The following is a 1704-nucleotide window of genomic DNA, read 5'->3' on the forward strand; positions in this document are numbered from 1 at the left end:
CTTAGCCTCGATCCGTGGAGTGATCGGCAGGATCGGCTCTTTGACGGTGCCGGGGCTGCTCACGGTGGGCGGGTGGCTGCGGGGCGTTCGGTATCTGCTGGTCTGCCCAGCGTTTCCACGAGTGGTCTCCGGTCGGCGCCGATGCGGCGGGTGAATGGGTGTCCTACGCGGCGGCGGGTGGCCCGGTGCCGTGGTTGAAGGTGTTGTCCCACAGTGTGATCCAGTGATCGGCCCAGGGCCAATGCGCTGGTAGGTGGAGGAACTTGCGGCGTGCGGGTCGTGCCAGGCGGGCGGGCACGGTGACCAGGTCGCGGCGGAGCGTGGCACCGCGGGCGACCGCGTGCGCGCCGCCGACCAGGGTGCCCGCAGCACGTAGTAGGTTGTGGCAGATCCCGGTGCAGATGGCCCAGGCACCATTGGCCGCGAAGGACCCTGAGGGTAGGTGGGCCAGGGGCCCGTCGATCATGTCCGAGTGGACGGTCTCGATGATCGCGTGCGCACGGTGCGTGATGTCGGCCTCAGGGGCGGGTTCGGTGCTGTTGGTGAAGAACGGGTGGTGCCGCCAGACCGGGAAGAGCTCGTCCATCTTGGCGACGTCCCGCACTCGGCGCACGATCAGCCGTGCGGTGATCGGCCGCTCGGTGGTCGCGAACGCCGTGAACTCGGGGATCTCGGCGACCTGCGCGTCCGAGATCAGCCTGCCGGTGTCCGGGTCGATCACCGCGCCGGGGTAGTGCACCGGGGTCCACGCATCCTCGGGAATCGAGGCGATTGCCGTGTTGACCGCCGCGTTCTTGGCCAGGACGAGGGAGAACAGCGACCCGTGGTCCAGGCAGGCCCCGGCGACCAGGTGGTTGCCATACGCGGAGTCACCGCGCGTCAGGATCTGTCCGGTGGCGCCGGCCTCGCGTGCGGTGCCGATGGCCTCTATGACCATGGACGCGGCGCCGCGCCCGGACCCGGCCTTCCCGGCTCGCAACCGGATTCCCGGCACGACCGGCGCACCCTGCCTCGTGCTGATCGTGGTGACCAACGGTGATAGGCCACGGCGTAGAAGCTGCTTCCCGCCGATCTTGGCGTGTCCGAAGCTGGCGCCCTGTTTCGCGTGCCCGTACACGGGGCGCAGCAGCGAGTCGATATCGATGAACGCCTGCTCCTGGATCCCGGGCAACAAGTTCGTACAGCCCACCAGGTTGACCAGGTGCGCCCGCGCGACCGAGGCGAGCTGCCGGGTGTGCCCGTGCGTGAACTCGCGCAGGAACTGCCCCAGCGTCGCCGGGGCGTACACCTGGTCGAACATCTTGGTCATCCCGCCGGAGCGGATCACGTCCAGGTCATCGATGCAGTCCGCACCAGCAGCCATCCCGGCGATGATCGAGGTGATCTTCCCGGCGGGGTTGACTCCGGCCGAGCGCACCAGGGCGGCGTCCACGTGGACCCGGTCCGCCAGCAGCTGCGAGAGGCCGGCCCGCTCGGCCAGGCCCATCACCGGGGCCAGGCCCGCGCACGACACGAGGTTCTCATCATCGAACACCGGGGTCGCCTGGGACCACGCATAAGGTAGTTTCACTATCAGTGCCTTCTTGGTGTGGAGCAGATCAGTGCGTCAACAACACCGATTCTCCTGCCAAGAAGGCACTCTCACGCTCCAACGCGCCGAGCAGGCCCGCCCATTCGGCTACTTCTCCACGGATCGAGGCTTAG

Annotated in this window: 1 protein-coding gene; it reads right to left on the bottom strand. The window is 68.3% G+C overall.

What is annotated here, in order from left to right:
• Positions 1-163: 163 nt before the first annotated feature.
• Positions 164-1570, bottom strand: coding sequence for an IS1380 family transposase (locus FGL98_RS24970; protein ID WP_146321570.1), 1407 nt, complete (start codon positions 1568-1570; stop codon positions 164-166).
• Between the last annotated feature and the right edge of the window lie 134 nt (positions 1571-1704).

Source organism: Leekyejoonella antrihumi (genome assembly GCF_007845645.1).
GTDB lineage: Bacteria > Actinomycetota > Actinomycetes > Actinomycetales > Dermatophilaceae > Leekyejoonella > Leekyejoonella antrihumi.